Here is a 17,190-nt window from a genome sequence, read left to right on the forward strand (position 1 = left end):
CATCGAGGCAGGCCTGCCATTCGGGCGCGCTCAGGCTGGGGCCGGGCAGCACAAAGCGGAAATCCTTTCCGCTGGAGGTTTCATGCACCGAAAAGCTCTCGCGCGTTTCTCCCGCAATGGGCAGGCCCCGATGGCGCACCTGTTCCTGCTCCAGCAGTTGCCCCAGGCGCTGGCCCGTCGCGCCGCCCGACGGGTAAAGCGCCAGACAGTTGCTGCCCAGCCGGTGCAGCACGCGGGCGACGTTGATGCCGCCGCCGCCGGGATGGAACTGCGCCGCAGCACATCGCAGCTTGTGGGTGTCACGCACCTTGTCGGTGGACGTGGACACGTCCAGCGCCGGGTTCATGGTGATGGTCAGGATGTCGGTCGTGTGCATCGCTTCACTGTACGCCACCGTTCCGCGGCCGGGCTGCTTCAGGTGCGCAGTTGTTGCGCCAGCAGCATCGCTACGTGAATCGCCTCGCGCTGGGCACCGTCGCGGATCTGGTGCCGGCAACTGGTGCCGTCGGCCACCACAATCGCGTCGGGCCTTTGGCGCACGGCGGGCAGCAGGCTGAGCTCGGCCATCTGCATGGACACCTCGTAGTGGCTGGCCTCATAACCAAAGCTGCCGGCCATGCCGCAGCAGCTGGACTCGATCAGCTCCGGCGCAGCACCGGGGATCAGCCTGAGCACGTCCATGATGGGGCTGACCGCTCCAAATGCCTTCTGGTGGCAGTGGCCGTGCAGCAGGATGGTTTCGTTCACCGGATGCAATTTTGACTTGAGGGCATCGAGCTTGCCCGCCGCGGCCTCGCGCGCCAGAAACTCCTCGAACAGCAGCGCCTGGCCGCTGATGGTATGTGCCGCTTCGCCCAGGCCCATGACCAGCATCTCGTCGCGCATCGTCAGCAGGCAGGACGGCTCCAGCCCGACGATGGCGATGCCGCGCTCGGCGAAGGGCAGCAGGGCTCTCACCAGCTCGTGTGCTTTTGCCTTCGCTTCATCGACCATGCCGCTGGCGAGGTAGGTGCGGCCGCAACACAGGTGTTTCCCGTCTGCTATCGTTTTGGTAGCTACATGCACTGTGTAGCCGCCGGCCTGGAGCACTTTCAATGCTGAAACTGCGTTGTCTGCCTCGAAGGTGCCGTTGAAGGTGTCGACAAACAGCACCACCGGTTTGTCCGCGGCCAGCACCTCCTCGCGCGTGGCGCTTTCCGGTGGCTTGTTGAAAAAGGTATGGCTTGTCCACTGCGGGAGGCTGCGCCTGGCAGAAAAGCCGGTGAGTTTTTCGCTCAGCGCGGCCAGGCCGGGAATCCTGTCGCGCAGGTTCAGCAGCGGCGCGAGGCGGCTGGCCCAGTGCGCATAGTCGGGCAGGCGCGCCACCAGTTTGTCTTTCAGTGTGTAGCCGTGCCTGGCCTTGTAGTGGTGCAAAAACTCCACCTTCATCTTGGCCATGTCCACGCCGGTGGGGCAATCACGCTTGCAGCCCTTGCAGCCCACACACAGGTCCAGGGCGTCCCGCACTTCCTCGCTGGTGAAAGCGTCACGTGCGCTCATGCCGTCGAGCTGGCCACTCAACGCCAGGCGCAGGGTGTTGGCCCGGCCGCGGGTCAGGTGTTTTTCATCACGCGTTACGCGGTAGCTCGGGCACATGGTGCCTGCATCGAACTTGCGGCAATGGCCATTGTTGTTGCACATCTCCACGGCCTTGGCAAAGCCGTGGGCCGGGTCGCCGCCGCTGCCCGGCGCGCTGGTCTGCTCGGTTACCGGGTCGTTCTGCACGTCCCAGGCGCGCCAGTCCAGCGCGGTCCTGATGGGAATCACCTTGTAGCCTGGCGCAAAACGCATCAGGCGCGTGTCGTCCATCTTCGGCGGGTTGATCATGCGGCCGGGGCTCAGCAGGTTGATCGGGTCCATCGCCTGCTTGATGCTGGCAAAGGCCTCGTTGATCTGCGGGCCGAATTGCCACTTGATCCACTCGCCGCGGCACAGGCCGTCACCGTGTTCGCCGCTGTAGGCGCCCTTGAACTTGCGCACCAGCTCCGAAGCTTCCTCGGCAATCGCGCGCATCTTGGGCGCGCCTTCGCGCCGCATGTCCAGGATGGGCCGCACATGCAATGTGCCGACCGAGGCATGGGCATACCAGGTGCCTTTGCTGCCGTATTTCCTGAAGACTTCGGTCAGCGCATCGGTGTACTCGGCCAGGTGCTCCAGCGGCACGGCGCAGTCCTCGATGAAGCTCACCGGCTTGCCGTCGCCCTTGAGGCTCATCATGATGTTGAGCCCGGCCTTGCGCACTTCCCAGAGGTTCTTCTGCGGCGCGTCTTCGGTCATCTCAACCACCGTGTCGGGCAGCAGCAAATCACCCATCAGCTCGCCCAGGCGCTTGAGTTTGGGCAGCAGCGCCGTTTTGCTGGCACCCGAAAACTCCACCAGCAAAATGGCGGCGGGCTGGCCGATCAGCGCACTGCGGATGGTCGGCGCAAAGGCCGGGTTCTGCAGCGACAGATCGATCATGGTGCGGTCCACCAGCTCCACCGCAGTCAGGCTGCTTCCGCCTATCCTGACGATGTGCTGCGCCGCATCCATGGCGCGGTAGAAGGTGGGGAAGTTCACCACGCCCAGCACCTTGGCCTGCGGCAGTTCGGTGAGCTGCAGGGTCAGCGATCTGGTCAGGGCCAGCGTGCCTTCGCTGCCTATCAGCAGGTGCGCCAGGTTGACCGAACCGTCGGCGGTGTAGGGCCGCTCGCTTTGCGGGTCAAAAATATCCAGGTTGTAGCCGCCCACGCGCCGCATGACCTTGGGCCAGAGGCGCTTGATGGCGGGGTGCAGTTCCTCGGCCAGCGAACGCACATGCTGGCCCAGTTCGCGCGCCTTGCCGCTGCTTGCGCCGTAGGGCCCGAGCTGCAGCAGCTCGCTGCCTGAAGTCCAGGCCTGCATGCCCAGCACGTTGTGCACCATGTTGCCGTAGGCAATGGAGCGGCTGCCGCAGGAGTTGTTGCCGGCCATGCCGCCCAGCGTGGCCTGCGCGCTGGTGGACACGTCCACCGGGTACCACAGGCCGTGTTTTTTCAGGGCGGCGTTCAGGTGGTCCAGCACGATGCCGGGCTCGACCTCGGCCTTGCGGTTTTCCACATCGATGTCGATGATCTCCCGGATGTGTTTGGCGTAATCGATCACCAGGCCCACGCCCACGGTCTGGCCGCACTGGCTGGTGCCGCCGCCGCGCGGAACGATGGGCACACCCATGTCGCGGCAGATGTCGAGCGCTGTTTTCACATCAGGCGCGCTGCGCGGCACAAACACGCCGACAGGCATCACCTGGTAGATCGAGGCATCGGTGGCATAACGGCCGCGGTCCGCTGCCGAAAAGAGGACTTCGCCGCGGGTTTCGCTGGCCAGCCGGGCAGCCAGCCGGCCGGCCACTTCGTTGCTGATCCGGGCGACGCTGTCGTAGGCGTGGGCCGCCGTGTCCTGCGTGACCTTCAGGGGAATGGCTGCGTTCACGCTTTGGCCGTGCCGCTGGCTGTCTGTTTTGCCGAGCGCAATTGCTCGATCACCACATCCAGTTTGTTGCCCAGGTGGCTGGCCAGCACGGTGCGCATGGCGACCGGGTCGCGCGCGCTGAGCGCTTCAATCATCATGTCGTGTTCCTTCACGGCAGCGCTCCATTTTTCGCCGTCCTGGTTGGAGCGAAAACGCAAGGCCTGCAGGCGTGCATTGACCTGCTTGTAGGTGGCGGTGAGCACCGGGTTTTTTGCGGCCGCGTTGATGGCGCCGTGAATGGCGGCATTGAGCCGGTAATAGGCGGGCAGGTCGCGCCGTGTGTAGGCCGCCAGCATTTCGTAATGCATGGCCTTGATTTCGTCCAGCTCGGCCTCGGTGATGCGCTGCGCCGCGAGTTCGCCCGACTGCGCTTCCAGCCCGGACATCACCTCGAAGGTGTTCAGTACATCGGCTTCGGACAGCTCGACCGCAATGGCGCCGCGGTTCGGCAGCAGCTCGACCAGGCCTTCGGCGGCCAGCATCTTGATGGCCTCGCGCAGGGGCGTGCGCGACACATTGAGGACTTCGCTGAGCTCGCGTTCGTTGAGCTTGGCGCCCGGCAGGATGCGGTTTTCGACCAGCATCTGGCGCAGGCGGTGGGCCACCTGCTCATGCAGGGCGGCGCGCGGGATGGGAATGATTTCAGCACTCATGGGTAAATTTTGTATGCAAAAAAATATGCTGTCAAACCCTATATTTCGGATGGTATGGGTTGACAAATGAATTTTGTATGCAAAAAATGGCGTCTATTCATCGGAGACCTGTTTTATGTTGACGCTTGATTTTCACCCCACCGGCCGCCACTTCCTGCAGATCCCCGGCCCCTCGCCGGTGCCCGACCGCATCCTGCGGGCCATGAGCCTGCCGACCATCGACCACCGCGGCCCCGAGTTCGGCGCGCTGGGCCTGAAGGTGCTGGCGGACATCAAGAAGATCCTCAAGACCCGGCAGCCCGTCATCATTTACCCGGCCTCGGGCACCGGCGCCTGGGAAGCGGCGCTGGTCAATGCCCTGAGCGCCGGCGACCACGTGCTGATGTACGAAACGGGCCACTTCGCCGCCCTGTGGCAAAAGCTTGCCGCGCGCCTGGGCCTGAAGACCGAGGTGATGACCGACCCCGGCGCAGAGGTCTGGCGCCACGGCGTGCGCGCCGATTTGATCGAGGAACGGCTCAAGGCCGACACGCAGCACAGCATCAAGGCGGTCTGCGTGGTGCACAACGAAACCTCCACCGGAGTGACCAGCAACATCGCTGCCGTGCGCAAGGCCATCGATGCTGCGAAACACCCCGCGCTGCTGCTGGTGGACACCATTTCCGGCCTGGCCTCGGCCGACTACAAACACGACGAGTGGGGCGTGGACGTCAGCATCAGCGGCTCGCAAAAAGGACTGATGCTGCCGCCCGGCATCAGCTTCAACGCGGTGTCCGCCAAGGCGCTGGAGGCCAGCAAGACGGCCAAGCTGCCCAAGGCCTTCTGGGCCTGGGACGAAATCATCGAGATGAACAAGAGCGGCTACTGGCCCTCCACGCCCAATACCAATTTGCTGTACGGCCTGAACGAAGCCTGCGACATGCTGCTCGAGCATGGGCTGGACGTGGTGTTTGCGCGCCACCTGCGCTGGGCCGAAGGCGTGCGCGCCGCGGTCAAGGCCTGGGGCCTGCAGATCCAGTGCGCCGATGCGGCCGTGTATTCGCCCGTCCTGACGGGCGTGATGACGCCCGACGGTGTGGACGCCGACGCGGTGCGCAAGATCATTTACGAACGTTTCGACTGTTCGCTGGGCACCGGCCTGGGCAAGGTCAAAGGCAAGATGTTCCGCATCGGCCACCTCGGCGACTGCAACGACCTGACCCTGATGGCCGCGCTCTCGGGCTGCGAGATGGGCCTCAAGCTTGCCGGCGTCAAGCTGGCCGGCTCCGGTGTGCAGGCGGCGATGGACCATTTTTCCAGCCATGCCGCGGTTGTGCCGCTGCGCAAGGCGGCCTGACCGGCGCCCCAACCGTTTTCCTTCCTGCCTTTTCTGCTTTCCCGCGCATCCGCTTCTTTCTGACGATTTCAAAAACAACCCACTGGAGACAAACCATGCAACGCAGAACCCTTGTCACCGCCGGCGCCGCGGCCCTGGCCTTTCCCTCATTGATCCTCGCGCAGAATCTGCCCACCGGGCCGGTGCGCATCATCGTCGGCTTCGCGCCCGGCGGCGGCACCGACATCCTGGCCCGCGTCATCGGCCAGAAACTCGGTGACATGTGGAAGACGCAGGTCATCGTCGAGAACAAGGCCGGCGCTTCCGGCACCATCGCCGCCGACTACGTGGCCAAGCAGCCCGGTGACGGTGCCACGCTGCTGATGGCGCACATCAACAGCCAGGCCATCACGCCCGCCCTGCAGAAGGTGAACTACGACGCGGCGAAAGACTTCCAGCCGGTGGTGCTGGTCGGCGTCACGCCGAACCTGCTGATCTGCAACGAGAGCCAGCCCGCCAAAACCGTGAAGGACCTGGTCGAGCTGTGCCGTGCCAACCCCGGCAAGATCAGCTTCGGCTCGGCCGGCACCGGCAGCGCGCAGCACCTGGCGCTGGAAATGTTCATGCTGGCCGCGAAGGTCAAGGCCATCCACGTGCCCTACAAGGGCTCGGGCCCCATGCTTACCGACCTGATAGGCGGGAACATCCAGTACAGCTTCGACACCATGACGGCGGCCACGCCGCATGTGAAGAGCGGCAAGGCGATTGCCCTTGCGCAGACGCGCCTGCAGCGCGTGCCCGCCTACGCCAACGTGCCGACCATGGCCGAGTCGGGCTTCCCCGGCTTCGAGGCGACCACGTGGTACGGGTTGGCTGGCCCCGCGAAGATGCCCGTGGCCATGGCCAAGCGCATGAACGAGGATGTCAACAAGGTCATGCAAATGCCCGACGTGATGGAAAAGCTCGCCGCCTCGGGCGCCCAGGACGGCGGTGGTTCGACCGAGAAGTTCGGCGACTTCATGCACGCCGAGCAGGTCAAGTGGGCCAGGATCATCAAGGACGGCGGGGTCAAGGGTGAGTCTTGACCCCCCCGTAGCGCCTCCGGCGCTTCCACTCTGGGGGGCGCCACCTGCGGCCCGGCTAAGCCGGTTCCGCGCTGGCACTGAAACGGAAACGGAACATCTCGAATGAAAAAACTTCCCCTTGAGGGTGTGCGCGTCCTGGACATCAGCCAGGTGATGGCCGGGCCCTATGCCTGCATGCTGCTGGCGGACATGGGGGCCGACGTGATCAAGATCGAGCCGCCCGGCAGTGGCGACCAGACACGCGGCGCCATGGGCTTCAAGATGAAGGGCCCCGATTCGCTGGGCTTCCTGAACATGAACCGCAACAAGCGCAGCGTCGCGCTCAACCTCAAGTCGGAGGCGGGCAGGGCGCTGCTGCTGAAGCTGGCCAAGGATGCCGACATCCTGCTGGAGAACTACCGCCCCGGCGCGATGAAGCGGCTGGGCCTGGGTTACGAAGTGCTCAGGGAAGTCAATCCGCGCCTGGTCTACACCAGCATTTCGGGTTTCGGCCAGACCGGTCCCTGGGCCGACCGGCCGGGCTTTGACCTGATGGCGCAGGCCATGTCCGGCGTGATGAGCGTCACCGGTTATCCCGATGGCCCGCCGGTGAAGGCCGGCGTGCCGGTGGCCGACATCGGCTGCGCGCTGTTCGCCGTATATGCCACCCTGTCTGCCTACATCGGTACCAAAACCAGTGGCCAGGGCCAGCATGTGGACGCGTCGCTGTTCGACTCGGCACTGGCTTTTTCCGTCTGGGACATCTGCGACTACTGGGGCACGGGCAAAGAGCCCGAGCCGCTGGGCACCTCCAACAAGATGACCGCGCCCTACCAGGCGATGGCCTGCTCCGACGGCTACTTCGTGATGGGCGCGAACAACCAGAAGCTCTGGCTGCAACTGTGCAAGCTGATGGGCCGTGAGGAGCTGCTTGCCGACGAACGTTTCTCCACCATCTCGCTGCGCCTGGCGAATCGGCATGCGCTGGAAGTGGAGCTGGAGAAATCCTTCCGCCTCAAGCCCAAGGATTACTGGGTCAGCACTTTTCTAGAGGCTGGCATTCCCGCCGGTCCCATCCTGACCTATCCCGAAGCCTTCGGCAGTGAGCACGCGAAGGCGCGCGAGATGCGCATGGAGATCGACCATCCGGTGGAAGGCAAGGTGCCCAACATCGGCTTTGCGGTCAAGATGTCCGGCACGCCGCAGCAGGTGCGCCGCCATCCGCCGCGCCTGGGCGAACACACGGCCGAGGTGCTTGCCGAACTCGGCATCGGCGCTGCCGAGCAGGAGCAACTGGGCGCCCAGGGCGCTTTCGCAGCATGAGCGGGCCGAACGCGAAAGGAAGCGTCCACCTGGACATCAGCGCCGGCGTGGCATCGGTGGTGTTCGACCGCCCCGAAGCACGCAACGCCATGACCTGGGCCATGTACGAACGTCTCAACGAAGTCTGCGAGCAGCTCAAGGCCGACAGCTCGGTGCGCGTGGTGACCTTTCGCGGCGCCGGCGGCCAGGCCTTTGTGGCCGGTACCGACATCGAGCAGTTCAAGGCTTTCAAGAGCGGCGAAGACGGCGTCGTCTACGAGCAGCAGATCGACCAGTGCATCGCGAGGCTCGAGTCGCTGCCCATGCCCACCGTGGCTGTCATCGAAGGCTGGGCCATTGGCGGTGGCCTGGCCATCGCCACCGCCTGCGATTTCCGCATCGCCACGCCGGGCTCACGCTTTGGCGTGCCGATTGCCAGGACGCTGGGCAACTGCCTGTCGGTGGCCAACCTGGCGCGCCTCAGCGCCGTGTTCGGCATACCGCGTGTCAAGCGCATGCTGATGCTGGCCGAAACATTGTCGGCCGACGAGGCGCTGGCCTGCGGCTTCCTGCTGCAGACCAGCGAGACCGCAGACATCAATGCGGTGCTGGCCACCCTGTGCGAACGCCTGGCGGCACTCGCGCCGGTGACCCAGAGTGTGAGCAAGGAGGGCCTGCGCCGGCTCGCCAGCCGCGGCCTGCCGCCCGACGAAGACCTGATTCGCCGCTGTTACGGCAGCGCCGATTTCTGCGAAGGAGTCGCGGCGTTTGTGGAGAAAAGAAGCCCGGCCTGGAAGGGGTCCTAGGAGTCTGCGCGGCAGAAGGCGTCGAAGGTTCGCGCAAGGGGTGAACCCGGTTGTCACCGGCAGCTAAAGCTCGTAGGCTGTCGCGATGAAAATCTTCCGCATCCTCCACCTTTGCAGCGTCCTTGTTATTGCCGCCACGCTTGCGGCCTGTGCGGGCCCGCCGGCGGCGGCGCCCCGGCCCAGGTTGGTCGTGTTTCTGGTGGTCGACGGCTTGCCGCAACGCCAGATCACCGGCTACCGCGACCAGCTCGCACCCGATGGCCTGGCGCGCTTCCTGGACCGAGGCGCCTGGTTTGCCGACGCGCACTATGGCCACGCCTTCACCGTCACGGCGGCCGGTCACGCCACCATGCTGACCGGCGCCTACCCACACCGCACCGGCATCATCGGCAATGACTGGCGCGATGTGGCTACCGGCGCGCAGGTCTATAACACCGGCGACACGGGGGCGACCTACATCGGCCACACCACCCAGGCGCTGGACGGCACCAGCCCGAAAAACCTGAAGGTGGAAACGCTGGGCGACGTGCTGCGCGGTGTCGACGCGCGCAGCAAGGTGATCGGCATCTCGGGCAAGGACCGCGGCGCCATCCTGCCTGCCGGCAAGCGCGGCACGGCCTACATGTACATGGGCGCCAGCGGCCAGTTCGCTTCGACCACTTACTACATGAAGGAACATCCAGCCTGGGTCGACACCTTCAATGCCGGCAAACCGGCTGACCGTTACTTCAAGACCGAGTGGAAACCGCTGTTGCCGGAAGCCGCGTATGCACGCTCCGTTCCCGACAGCCAGCTCTGGTACGGCCCGCGCGGCGGCAAGCTGCCGATGATGATGGGTGTGCCCGCCGACGACGCGCCAAGCCCCGCCTTCTACGCGGCTTTGCTGCGCAGCCCGTTTGTCGATGCGCTGTCGCTCGACTTTGCGCGCGCCGCCATTGCCGGCGAGCAGTTGGGCCGTGACGACGCGCCCGATATCCTGGCGGTGAGTTTGTCCGGCCACGACTATGTGAACCACGCCTGGAGCGCCGAGTCGCGCCTCTCGCACGACCACCTGCTGCAGCTCGACCGCCTGCTCCAGGCCTTTTTCCGCGACCTCGACAGCACGGTAGGCAAGGGCAACTATCTCGCCGTGCTGACAGCCGACCACGGCTTCATGCCGGCCGCTGAATACAGCCAGTCGCAGGGGCTGTCTGCGGGGCGGACCTCAAGCGGCCAGCTCCTGAACCGCGTGAACGACGAGTTGCAGCGCAGATTCGGTGCGCCCAAGCTGGCCGCCTTTCTTTCCGCTTCCGCGCTGGTGCTGGACCGGCAGTTGATTGCACAGCGCAATCTCGACTTCAACACCGTCGCGGACGCCGCAAGAGCCCTGCTGGTGGCCGAACCGGTGATTGCCGCGGCCTACACCCGGCGTGAGCTGGAAGCCGGAAGCCGCGCCGGCGACCCGTTCTTCGGGCAGATGCGCAAGACCTGGCACAGGGACGTGTCGGGCGACGTGCAGTACGTGCTCAAACCCCTGTGGATGTTTGGCCCCCCCACCTCAGTCGCTACGCACGGCTCGCCGCACCCTTACGACACGCATGTGCCCATCCTCATGTATGGGCCGGCATGGGTGAAAACGGGCCGCATCGACAGCCGGGTCGAGGTGGTGGACATCGCCCCCACCCTGGCGCGCTTGTTGGGTGTGCCGGCTCCGCCGGCCGCTGAAGGCAAGCCGCTGCCGTTGCCGTTGCTTGCGCCCTAGGATGGATGTCAGGATAGAAAAAGGCGTTTAGTCCCGCTGAAATGGCAGATTGCATTTCCGCGCGCTTGCACCGACGATGGCGTCCATGACTTCAGACATTCGAACCGTGGACGCCGCCATGCTGGCGAAGCTGCAAGGCTGGGTCGGCAAAACCGAAACACTGAGCGACTGCATCACCGCCGCGCCGTTGCGGGCACTGTCAGCCACGCTGGACCGCGACGATGCCGATCCTGCCCCCGGCACGCCCCTGCCCGAGCTGTGGCACTGGCTGTATTTCCTGCCGACCGTGCGCCAGTCCGGCCTCGGATCCGACGGCCACCCCCAACGCGGCGGCTTCCTGCCGCCGGTGCCGCTGCCGCGCCGCATGTGGGCCGGCGGACGCCTGCAATGGCACCAGCAGGTGCTGCAGGTCGGTGACGCGGTCACCCGGGCCTCCCGCATCGAGTCGGTGACCCACAAGTCGGGACGCACCGGCGACCTGGTGTTTGTGCTGGTCAAACACGAGGTGCGCAACGCCCAGGGCCTGGCGCTGACCGAAGAACACGACATCGTCTATCGCGCCAATCCGCAGGCCGGTGACCCTGTTCCGTCGCCACAGGCTGCGGAAAAAAATGCGGCATGGTCGGACACCGTCACGCCCGACGATGTGCTGCTGTTCCGTTATTCGGCGCTGACCTTCAACGGCCACCGCATCCACTATGACCGCCGTTATGTCACTGAAGTCGAGGGCTACCCGGGCCTGGTCGTGCACGGTCCGCTGATCGCCACCTTGCTGGTGGACCTGCTGCGCAGGAACATGCCTGGCGCACGCCTGCTGAAGTTCGAGTTCCGCGCCGTGCGCCCGGTTTTCGACCTCTGGCCCTTCAGGCTGCACGGCCTGCCATCGGCCGACGGAAAAACCGTCAGCCTCTGGACCGGGGACCATGAAGGCTGGCTCACCATGCAGGCCACGGCAACGTTGGCCTGATGCTTGTGCGATGGGAATTGATCCGCAATCATGACTGCCTGTTCGCGCCAGTGATCAGGAAAGCCGCCATTTGCGTCGGCCGAGGTTTGTTGCAAACAAAAATAGCCCCCAGCCCTTTGAGGGAAAGCGCAGGTAGCTATCTATTTGGTAGCGGTTCCGGCCCGTCCGTCTGGCCGGGGTGCCATGCTTGCCGCGCCATTTATTTTTGTGATGTTTGTCACCGCCGGGCTTCTTCCATCCGCAAGTGGTGGTGCGCCGGCAGCCTGGCGTTTCGCCGGTCGGCTGGCCGGTGCAGCGGTTCTCGGCGTTGCAAGTGCTTGTTTCGACTCCACTTTTTCCCCGGCCACGCATCCGCTGAACACCGCACGACGCGTGTGGGTGCGAGGATATGTGCGCTGTTGTGCCCGTCGTCTTTCATTGCGGATCGGCCCTCTCCCATATTTGTGGGAAGCGCCGCGCCGGCCGGATTCATAAGCTCCGGTTCCATCGATCCACAAAAAAGGGGAACCCATGAGCACTGTTTACTACGCCAAGGTGATCGTCACCCATGGCACGTTTGAAGACTACCGCCGGCAATTGCTTCAACTCGCGGGGCCGGGTATCGACGTCGGCGTGTTGCAGGTCGGCGTTCACGAAGCACTGGTACGGCCGCACCTGCTGCGCCACATCCGCGCGAAAAATCCCGGCACCCCGCTGGACGGCTTGTTGCGCAACGCCGGTGCCAACCGCATCGACTGGATCAAGGAAGAAGAGGTCTACACGCTGTACATGCAGCGTATCGCGGAAGACCTGGACCCCAAGGCCGACATCCCGGTGCCGGATGCCGCAGGCGGCAGGGCATGGCATCACAAGGCCACCAACATCCAGGCCGCCTGGACGGCGCTCGGTGGGCCTGATGCCATCGACTGGCAGGGCGTGCGCGTCGGCCAGCTCGACACCGGCTACACCCGGCACAAGGCCTGGGGCCACGGGCAGCCAGGCGGCACCTGGCTGCTGCAGGACCTGTGCAAAACCATCATGCACCAGCAACTGCCGGACGGCTGGGCGACGCTTGCCGTGCAGGCCGGCGACGGCGTGGACAGCATGCCCATTGGCGGCCTTTTCCAGGGTCACGGCACGCGCATAGGCACCACCATCTCCGGCCAAGGGGAAGATGCCGGCTTCGTCTTCCATGGTGCGGCGCCACGCGTGCCGCATGTGGTGGTGCGCATCACCGACTCGGTCGCCATCAACGGCCGGCAAAACGAATTTGCCGAAGGCCTGGACTACCTGGTCAATGTCGCGAAGGTGGATGTTGTCAATGTGAGCCTGGGCGTGTACCCGCCGGTGGTGGCACCCGTCATGCGGCAGGCTCTGGCCAATGCCTACGCCAAGGGGGTGATCGTGGTGTGCGCCGCCGGCAACCATGTGGATCCGGTGGTGCCGCCCGCCAGCCTGCTCGAAACCATTGCCGTGGCGGCCGTGACCTGGCAAAGCCTGCCCTGGCACGGCAGCAGCTTTGGCCCGGAGGTGGACTTCAGCGCGCCAGGGGCTGTCATCAGCAAGGTCGTGGCGGCGCGCACGGGCATCGGCAGCGTCATCGAGGGCACCGGCAACGGCACGTCTTACGCGGCGGCCATCACCACCGGCGGCGCCGCGTTGTGGTTGCGGCGCTGGGGGCCGGAGATCGAGGGGAAATACGGGCGCAGCGCAAAACGGGTGGAAGCCTTCCGCCAGGCGGCCATCGCAAGCTGCCGCAAACCGCCAGGCTGGCAGCCGCAGCCGTTTGGCGCCGGCATCATCGACATCGGCCGCCTGTGTACCGAGCCGGCGATTGGGCTGCCCGTTATTCCTTAGATAAAAAAGGCCTGCGGCCCCTTGGGGACGGACGCAGGCTGCTATTCATTGTGTAGCGGACAGGCTTCGTACCGGGCACCGGCGCGCAAGCCGGTGCCGGCCGGAAAAAATAAGCGGAACGCCGGTGTTGCCAGGGCCATCTAATGGGCAGGAACACCCATGAACATCTGCCCGCCCACTTCCCCGCAGCCCTCGGACGCCAGTCCCGACCCGGAACTCATTGCCATGGCTGTCGCAGGCAACGACCTGGCGTTTGCACAGATCATGCGGCGCTACAACCGGCTGCTGTTCCGCACGGCGCGCAGCATTCTTCAAAGCGACGACGACACCCAGGATGCGCTGCAGGAGGCCTACCTGAAGGCCTGGCGCGCCCTGGCCACTTTTCGTGCGGATGCCAGCCTTTCAACCTGGCTGGTTCGCATCGTCGTCAACGAGGCGCTGGGCCGCCTGCGCCGCAAGGGTGCACGGGTTCTGCCGCTGAACGCTGCCGCGCAAGTCGGCATGGATGACGATGGCGAATCACCGGAGACGCGGATGCAGGCCAACCCGGACGAGCAGCCCGAGCCCAGCGCCATGCGCGCGCAGATACGTCGCCAGATAGAGGCACGCATAGACACCTTGCCGGACACCTTTCGCACCGTCTTCATGCTCCGGGGCGTCGAGGAGATGGGCGTGGAAGAAGTGGCGGCCGTGCTGGGCATTCCCGAGGCGACCGTCCGCTCGCGGTTTTTCCGGGCGCGCGGCATTTTGCGTGAAGGCCTTTCGCGCGACATCGACCTGGCCATCGGTGATGCGTTCTCATTTGCCGGACCGCGCTGCGACAGGATTGTCGAGGGCGTGCTGGCAAAAATTACCCACGAGCGCCGCAACGGCTCGTGATTTGTCGGTACCGTTTTTTTTTCAGGAGATTGCCATGTCTTTTTTTCAGATGCCCACCCCGGTCGCTGCACGGCGCCTTTTTCTCGGCCGCTCCGGCAGCCTGGTGTTGTCCGGTGCGGCGGTTGCGTTGCTGGCGGGCAATGATGCGCTCGCCGCCAGGGCGGGTGGCTCCAAAGCGGGAGACATCCAGATCCTCAACACTGCCATCGGTGCCGAACTGGAAGCCATTGCCGCGTACCAGCTGGGTGCCGAAAGCAAGCTGCTGACCAAACCGGTGCTCGACCTGGCGGTGACTTTCCAGGGCCACCACAAGGAGCACGTGACCCTGCTGGCCAGCACGGTCGAAAAGCTGGGCGGCAAACCCGCAGTGGCCAAGGCCAACTACAACTTTCCTGTTGCCCAGCTAAAAACCGAACTCGATGTGCTCAAGTTCGCAGCGAAGCTGGAGCAGGGCGCGGTCAGCGCCTACCTGGGTGCGGTGCCCCTGTTTGCCAACCGGGATCTTTCCAAGGCAGCCGCCAGCATCCTGGGTGACGAAGCCATGCACTGGGCCATCCTGCGTCAGGCCATCGGTGAAACGCCGGTGCCTTCCGCTTTCGTGTCGTGACCCGGGGCCGCACTGGCCTGTGGACCGGGTGGCTGGCGCTCGGGTGGCTGGGCGCTTTCCTGCCCGCCCTGGCGGCGACGGACGCCGTTCGCGGTGAGCAGCTTTATGTTCGCTGCATCGCCTGCCATGCGCTGGCCACCGACAGGGTGGGGCCCCGGCATTGCGGCCTGCTGGGACGGCGCGCCGGCAGCGTGCAGGGTTTTGAGTATTCACAGGCCATGAAAAAGTCAGGCCTGGTGTGGGACGAGAAAACCCTGGACCGCTTTCTGGCGAAACCCCTGGCCGTCGTACCGGGCAGCAGCATGACGTATGACGGTGTTCCCCAAGCCAGGGACCGGGCTGACCTGATGGCTTACCTGAAGGCCGTCAACGGCACACCCTCCTGCGGTCAGTGAGCAGGCATTCCAGGGGGCCGTGGCGCAGGCCTGCCGGGGATTTTCAGTATAAAAACAGCGTCCAGCCCTTTTGCAATGGGCGTGGACAGCTATCAATAATGTAGCGGGTGCAGCTCAGGCCGGCACCGGCGTCTTCGGCGTGTAGTCGCAATACGGCGCCACCGCGCACTGCCAGCACATCGGTTTGCGCGCCACGCACACATAACGGCCGTGCAGGATCAGCCAGTGGTGCGCATCCACCAGGTACTCGGGCGGCACGCGTTTGAGCAGCTTCATCTCGACTTCCAGCGGTGTCTTGCCCGGCGCCAGGCCGGTACGGTTGCCCAGGCGGAAGATGTGCGTGTCCACCGCCATCGTCGCTTCGCCGAAAGCCGAGTTCAGCACCACGTTGGCTGTCTTGCGGCCCACGCCGGGCAGGGCTTCCAGCGCCTCGCGGCTGCGCGGCACCACGCCGCCATGCTGCGCCACCAGCATGCGGCAGGCTTCCATCAGGTGTTTGGCCTTGCTGCGGTACAGGCCGATGGTCTTGATGTAGCCCTCCAGCCCTTCCTGGCCCAGGTCCAGGATTTTCTGCGGCGTGTTCGCCACCGGAAACAGCTTGCGCGTGGCCTTGTTCACGCCCACATCGGTCGCCTGCGCGCTCAGCAGCACGGCCGCCAGCAGCTCGAACACGCTGGTGTATTCCAGTTCGGTCACCGGCAGCGGGTTGGCGGCTTTCAGCGTGGCGAAGAAGGGGGCGATGTCGGCGGTTTTCATGGCGCCAAGTCTAGGGCCTGTTAACACTATTTGTGCACTTGCAGCATTAACGTGAACAAGCCTGGACGCGGTTCCAGCGGCCTTCGGTGACCGGTGCCGGTGTGCCGTTCAGGACGGAAAACGTGCAAAAAGCCCGAAAATGCGAAGCTGGATCAGCCTTGCCCCTCAATCTTTTTCATCTTCTGCCGATAAGTAGAAGGTAGTAGTTTGGGGGCGCGGCATGACGGGTTTTGTTCAGGGCAGCGCATTGATTGATTAATTAACTGAACTGGGGAAATCAAATGAGCATCGACAATCTGAAAATCTCTACCCGCCTGATCATCCTGATCGGCATCCTGTCAGTGTTTCTTGTGGCGATTGGCGGCATCGGCTTTTTCGGCATCGGCGCGTCCAACGATGCCCTGCGTTCGGTCTACGAAGACCGCACGGTGCCCGCCGGGCAGCTCGGCGACATCGGGGCGCGGCAGATATCCAATCAACTGCTCCTCACCGAAGCAATGCTGAACCCTGCACCGGAGGTCGTCGCCTCCAAAATCGCGATGGTTGAGGCCAACATCGCTGCGATCTCCAAGACATGGGGCGCCTACATGCTGACGACGCTCACGACGGAAGAAGCGGCGCTTGCCAAGGTGTTCACCGAGGAACGCAGGAAGTTTGCGGAGGAAGGCCTCAAGCCTGCACTGGCCGCCCTGCGTGCCAACGACATGAAAGAGGCTCAGCGCCTGTTGGCCGAGAAAGTCAGCCCGCAGTACAACGCAGCCAAGAAAAGCAGCGACGCGTTGGTGCAGTTGCAGCTCGACGAAGCGGAAAAAGCGTTCCATGCGGCGGAGGCGCGTTATGCCACGATCCGCATCGTCTCGATCTCGGCCATCGTTGGCGGCATGCTGTTTGCGGGGCTGTTCGGCTGGCTCATGGTCCGTTCCATCGGTCGTCAGCTCGGTGCCGAGCCCGGTGAAGCCGCCAGCGTGGCACAAAGTGTGGGCTCGGGCGACCTGAGCATACGCATCAATCTCAGGTCTGGCGACACGAGCAGCCTGATGGCTCAGCTCAAGCTCATGCAGGAAAACCTGATAGGCATCGTCGGCAACGTCCGCAGCGGCACAGACACCATCGCCACCGCCAGCAGCCAGATCGCTGCCGGCAACCACGACCTGTCCTCCCGCACCGAGCAGCAGGCCAGCTCCCTGGAAGAGACCGCCGCCTCCATGGAAGAACTCACCTCCACCGTCAAACAGAACGCCGACAACGCCCGCCAGGCCAACCAGCTGGCGGTGTCCGCCTCCAGCGTCGCCGTGCGCGGCGGCAGCGTCGTCTCCCAGGTGGTCGACACCATGGGCGCCA

Annotated in this window: 15 protein-coding genes; 11 read left to right on the top strand and 4 right to left on the bottom strand. The window is 64.7% G+C overall.

The annotated features are described in order from the left end of the window. From WA904_RS04935 to WA904_RS04945, 3 genes are all read right to left on the bottom strand, one after another. Window positions 1–376, bottom strand: a 376-nt coding sequence (locus WA904_RS04935; protein WP_425196011.1) for a 1-phosphofructokinase family hexose kinase, incomplete at its 3' end; no start/stop codon positions are given. A gap of 38 nt (window positions 377–414) precedes the next feature. Next, complete coding sequence (locus WA904_RS04940) at window positions 415–3,489, bottom strand: FAD-binding and (Fe-S)-binding domain-containing protein (RefSeq protein WP_425196012.1); 3,075 nt, start codon at window positions 3,487–3,489, stop codon at window positions 415–417. Next, entirely contained in the window at window positions 3,486–4,181 is a 696-nt protein-coding gene (locus tag WA904_RS04945) for a GntR family transcriptional regulator (protein WP_425196013.1), read from the bottom strand. Before WA904_RS04945 ends, WA904_RS04940 begins: the two co-directional genes overlap by 4 nt. A gap of 115 nt (window positions 4,182–4,296) precedes the next feature. On the opposite strand from WA904_RS04945, the gene WA904_RS04950 reads away from it, so the two are divergent. The 10 genes from WA904_RS04950 (at window position 4,297) to WA904_RS04995 (ending at window position 15,093) form a co-directional block, all read left to right on the top strand. Beyond that, window positions 4,297–5,517, top strand: coding sequence for a pyridoxal-phosphate-dependent aminotransferase family protein (locus tag WA904_RS04950; protein ID WP_425196014.1), 1,221 nt, complete (start codon window positions 4,297–4,299; stop codon window positions 5,515–5,517). Window positions 5,518–5,612: 95 nt separating this feature from the next. Next, a complete protein-coding gene (locus WA904_RS04955) occupies window positions 5,613–6,581 on the top strand; it encodes a Bug family tripartite tricarboxylate transporter substrate binding protein (protein WP_425196015.1) in 969 nt (322 codons plus the stop codon). Between the two features lie 102 nt (window positions 6,582–6,683). After that, window positions 6,684–7,883, top strand: coding sequence for a CaiB/BaiF CoA transferase family protein (locus WA904_RS04960; protein ID WP_425196016.1), 1,200 nt, complete (start codon window positions 6,684–6,686; stop codon window positions 7,881–7,883). After that, window positions 7,880–8,668 (top strand): enoyl-CoA hydratase/isomerase family protein, encoded by a 789-nt coding sequence (locus WA904_RS04965; protein WP_425196017.1) that lies wholly within the window; start codon window positions 7,880–7,882, stop codon window positions 8,666–8,668. Before WA904_RS04960 ends, WA904_RS04965 begins: the two co-directional genes overlap by 4 nt. Before the next feature lie 85 nt (window positions 8,669–8,753). After that, a complete protein-coding gene (locus tag WA904_RS04970) occupies window positions 8,754–10,409 on the top strand; it encodes an alkaline phosphatase family protein (protein WP_425196018.1) in 1,656 nt (551 codons plus the stop codon). A 76-nt stretch (window positions 10,410–10,485) separates the two neighbouring features. Beyond that, on the top strand, window positions 10,486–11,376 hold the full coding sequence (locus WA904_RS04975) for an FAS1-like dehydratase domain-containing protein (protein WP_425196019.1): 891 nt from the start codon (window positions 10,486–10,488) through the stop codon (window positions 11,374–11,376). Between the two features lie 510 nt (window positions 11,377–11,886). Further along, on the top strand, window positions 11,887–13,212 hold the full coding sequence (locus tag WA904_RS04980) for a S8 family peptidase (RefSeq protein ID WP_425196020.1): 1,326 nt from the start codon (window positions 11,887–11,889) through the stop codon (window positions 13,210–13,212). A gap of 159 nt (window positions 13,213–13,371) precedes the next feature. Then, complete coding sequence (locus tag WA904_RS04985; RefSeq protein WP_425196021.1) at window positions 13,372–14,091, top strand: RNA polymerase sigma factor; 720 nt, start codon at window positions 13,372–13,374, stop codon at window positions 14,089–14,091. Window positions 14,092–14,125: 34 nt separating this feature from the next. Beyond that, window positions 14,126–14,698, top strand: a complete 573-nt coding sequence (locus WA904_RS04990) for a ferritin-like domain-containing protein (RefSeq protein ID WP_425196022.1) — start codon at window positions 14,126–14,128, stop codon at window positions 14,696–14,698. A gap of 17 nt (window positions 14,699–14,715) precedes the next feature. Beyond that, the gene (locus WA904_RS04995; RefSeq protein ID WP_425196025.1) at window positions 14,716–15,093 is read left to right on the top strand and encodes a c-type cytochrome; all 378 of its coding nucleotides are present in this window, start codon (window positions 14,716–14,718) and stop codon (window positions 15,091–15,093) included. Window positions 15,094–15,207: 114 nt separating this feature from the next. On the opposite strand, the gene nth is transcribed toward WA904_RS04995, so the two are convergent. After that, window positions 15,208–15,849, bottom strand: coding sequence for an endonuclease III (gene nth / locus WA904_RS05000; protein WP_425196023.1), 642 nt, complete (start codon window positions 15,847–15,849; stop codon window positions 15,208–15,210). A 281-nt stretch (window positions 15,850–16,130) separates the two neighbouring features. On the opposite strand from nth, the gene WA904_RS05005 reads away from it, so the two are divergent. After that, the coding region (locus WA904_RS05005) for a Tar ligand binding domain-containing protein (protein ID WP_425196024.1) at window positions 16,131–17,190 on the top strand (1,060 nt) is incomplete at its 3' end.

Source organism: Polaromonas sp. (genome assembly GCF_049790275.1).
Taxonomy (GTDB): Bacteria; Pseudomonadota; Gammaproteobacteria; order Burkholderiales; family Burkholderiaceae_C; genus Polaromonas.

Bases quoted from the DNA above. Each gene is read 5' to 3' on its own strand.
- WA904_RS04945 (WP_425196013.1), bottom strand. From the start codon at position 4,181: ATGAGTGCTGAAATCATTCCCATCCCGCGCGCCGCCCTGCATGAGCAG.
- WA904_RS04950 (WP_425196014.1), top strand. From the start codon at position 4,297: ATGTTGACGCTTGATTTTCACCCCACCGGCCGCCACTTCCTGCAGATC.
- WA904_RS04955 (WP_425196015.1), top strand. From the start codon at position 5,613: ATGCAACGCAGAACCCTTGTCACCGCCGGCGCCGCGGCCCTGGCCTTT.
- WA904_RS04960 (WP_425196016.1), top strand. From the start codon at position 6,684: ATGAAAAAACTTCCCCTTGAGGGTGTGCGCGTCCTGGACATCAGCCAG.
- WA904_RS04965 (WP_425196017.1), top strand. From the start codon at position 7,880: ATGAGCGGGCCGAACGCGAAAGGAAGCGTCCACCTGGACATCAGCGCC.
- WA904_RS04970 (WP_425196018.1), top strand. From the start codon at position 8,754: ATGAAAATCTTCCGCATCCTCCACCTTTGCAGCGTCCTTGTTATTGCC.
- WA904_RS04975 (WP_425196019.1), top strand. From the start codon at position 10,486: ATGGCGTCCATGACTTCAGACATTCGAACCGTGGACGCCGCCATGCTG.
- WA904_RS04980 (WP_425196020.1), top strand. From the start codon at position 11,887: ATGAGCACTGTTTACTACGCCAAGGTGATCGTCACCCATGGCACGTTT.
- WA904_RS04985 (WP_425196021.1), top strand. From the start codon at position 13,372: ATGAACATCTGCCCGCCCACTTCCCCGCAGCCCTCGGACGCCAGTCCC.
- WA904_RS04990 (WP_425196022.1), top strand. From the start codon at position 14,126: ATGTCTTTTTTTCAGATGCCCACCCCGGTCGCTGCACGGCGCCTTTTT.
- nth (WP_425196023.1), bottom strand. From the start codon at position 15,849: ATGAAAACCGCCGACATCGCCCCCTTCTTCGCCACGCTGAAAGCCGCC.